Here is a 2,413-nt window from a genome sequence, read left to right as displayed (position 1 = left end):
GCAGACAGGCTTTCCAGGGGCGAGGCCCCACCAACCTTGACTTGATCCCCCATGCCGACTAGGAGGGTCGGCCTTTCCAGGCCTCCGTGGAGTTTCAACGGCGGACCTGCGGTTGGTTAGGCACGTTCAGCGGTTCCCCGGCATGCACCTGGCGGCCGCGAGAAGTTTGGAGTGCAAGAAATGTCGCAGAAGACCTACAGCGCGAAGGCTGGGGACATCAAGCGCCAGTGGCACGTCATCGACGTGTCCGACAAGGTGCTGGGCCGCGCGGCGAGCCAGATTGCCACCCTGCTCAAGGGTAAGCACAAGGCCATCTACACGCCGTCCATCGATACGGGCGACCACGTCATCGTCATCAACGCCGAAAAGGTGAAGGTGACGGGAACGAAGGAGCAGGACAAGCTCTACTACCGGCACTCCCGTGCGGGTTTCCCCGGTGGTTTGAAGATCACCAACCTGGAGAAGCTCCGCCAGCGTCACCCCGAGGACGTCATCCTCAACGCCGTGCGCCGCATGTTGCCCCGCAACGCGCTCGGTCGGCAGATGATGACGAAGCTGAAGGTCTACGCAGGTGACACCCACCCGCACGCCGCCCAGAAGCCGGCCGCGTTCGCGGTCGAGGCGTAAGGGAGACAACGTCCATGCCCATTCACCAAGAGCTCGGTTTCTACGCCACCGGCCGCCGCAAGGAAGCCACCGCCCGCGTGTGGCTCCGTCCCGGCACGGGTCAGGTCACCATCAACGGTCGGGAGATCAACGACTACTTCGGTCGTGAGACCTCGAAGATGGTGCTCAATCAGCCTCTCGAGATCCTCGAGCAGAAGGGGAAGCTCGACGTCACCGTGAACGTTCGCGGCGGCGGTCTCTCCGGTCAGGCCGGTGCCATCCGTCACGGCATCGCCCGCGCCCTGTGCGCCTTCAACCCGGAGTTCCGTCCGGCGCTGAAGAAGGCCGGCTTCCTCACCCGCGATGCTCGCGCGGTCGAGCGCAAGAAGTACGGTCAGCCGGGCGCGCGTCGCCGGTTCCAGTTCTCCAAGCGCTAACCGCTCAGGTTGGTTGCTCGGTTGTCTCCCGCGGCGGAGGCTCTCTCACGAGGGTCTCCGCCGTGGTGTTTTCCGGGACTCACCATTTCCCTCGGTCGCTTCGGCGCGGGGGCGTCTGCTACGATTCCAGGCGCCCATGGAACTGAATGAGATTCTCCAGATCGCCCTGCGCGGCGGTGCCTCCGACATTCATCTCAAGGCAGGCCTGCCTCCCATGTTCCGGGTGGATGGCTCGCTGGTGCCGTTGAAGGACGGTCGTCGCCTCCCTCCGGAGGAGGTGGCGCGCATGGCCTTCGGCATCATGAACGAGTTCCAGAAGGAGAAGTTCAAGTCGAGCAACGAGGTGGACCTGGCGTACGGCGTGCCGGGCCTGGGCCGCTTCCGCGTGAACGTCTTCCAGCAGCGCGGCACGGTGGGCGCGGTGCTGCGTGTCATCCCGTTCAAGGTGATGACCATGCAGGACCTGCTGCTGCCGCAGGTGCTGGCGAAGATTTGTGGTGAGGAGCGCGGTCTGGTCCTGGTGACGGGGACGACGGGCTCCGGCAAGTCCACGACGTTGGCGGCGATGATCGACCACATCAACGCCAACGAGACCAGCCACATCATGACGATTGAGGACCCCATCGAGTTCCTCATCCGGGACAAGCGCTCCATCGTGAATCAGCGCGAAGTGGGCGTGGACACGATGAGCTTCGCGCAGGCGCTCAAGAGCGCGCTGCGGCAGGACCCGGACGTCATCCTCGTGGGCGAAATGAGAGACCACGAGACCATCGAGACGGCGCTGCACGCGGCGGAGACGGGCCACCTCGTCATGTCGACGCTGCACACGCTGGACGCGACCGAGACGGTCAACCGCATCGTCTCCGCCTTCCCTCCGCACCAGCAGAAGCAGGTGCGCATCCAGCTCGCGAGCGTGCTCAAGGGCGTGGTCAGCCAGCGTCTGGTGCCGCGCGCGGACGGCAAGGGCCGCGTGGCCGCGGTGGAGGTGCTGCGCGTCACCGCGCGCGTGCGCGAGCTCATCGAGGACAAGGACCGGACGAAGGAGATTCACGATGCCATCGCCCAGGGCACCGACTCCTACGGCATGCAGACCTTCGACCAGTCGTTGATGAGCCTGGTGCGACAGGGGCTCGTCACCTACGAGGAGGCCCACCGGCAGGCGTCCAACCCGGACGACTTCGCGCTGCGCTTCTCCGGCATCAGCGGCACGTCCGACTCGAAGTGGGACAACTTCGACGCGAAGCCCGGCGATGCCCGCCCGATTCCCGGCTCGGCCGCCTTCGCGCAGAAGGGGGCTCCCACGGGAGCCGCCGCGCCGCCTCCGGCTTCACCGCCCACGCCGGTGCCCGCCCAGGCCCAGCGTCCGGGCC

3 protein-coding genes are annotated in these 2,413 nt (G+C 66.1%); all 3 read left to right on the top strand.

Annotated features, from left to right (window positions below; translation table 11 throughout):
- Positions 1 to 180 precede the first annotated feature (180 nt).
- Positions 181 to 627, top strand: coding sequence for a 50S ribosomal protein L13 (gene rplM / locus FJV41_RS48750; RefSeq protein ID WP_141649452.1), 447 nt, complete (start codon positions 181 to 183; stop codon positions 625 to 627).
- 14 nt (positions 628 to 641) lie between these two features.
- Positions 642 to 1,043 carry a 30S ribosomal protein S9 gene (gene rpsI / locus FJV41_RS48745; RefSeq protein ID WP_046712181.1) on the top strand — a complete coding sequence of 134 codons (402 nt, stop codon included), beginning with the start codon at positions 642 to 644 and terminating at the stop codon, positions 1,041 to 1,043.
- A 136-nt stretch (positions 1,044 to 1,179) separates the two neighbouring features.
- On the top strand, positions 1,180 to 2,413 hold a 1,234-nt coding region (locus tag FJV41_RS48740), incomplete at its 3' end, for a type IV pilus twitching motility protein PilT (protein ID WP_141649451.1).

This window comes from Myxococcus llanfairpwllgwyngyllgogerychwyrndrobwllllantysiliogogogochensis (genome assembly GCF_006636215.1).
GTDB lineage: Bacteria > Myxococcota > Myxococcia > Myxococcales > Myxococcaceae > Myxococcus > Myxococcus llanfairpwllgwyngyllgogerychwyrndrobwllllantysiliogogogochensis.
This window is presented reverse-complemented; position numbering and strand designations above follow the sequence as displayed.

Bases quoted from the DNA above. Each gene is read 5' to 3' on its own strand.
- rplM (WP_141649452.1), top strand. From the start codon at position 181: ATGTCGCAGAAGACCTACAGCGCGAAGGCTGGGGACATCAAGCGCCAG.
- rpsI (WP_046712181.1), top strand. From the start codon at position 642: ATGCCCATTCACCAAGAGCTCGGTTTCTACGCCACCGGCCGCCGCAAG.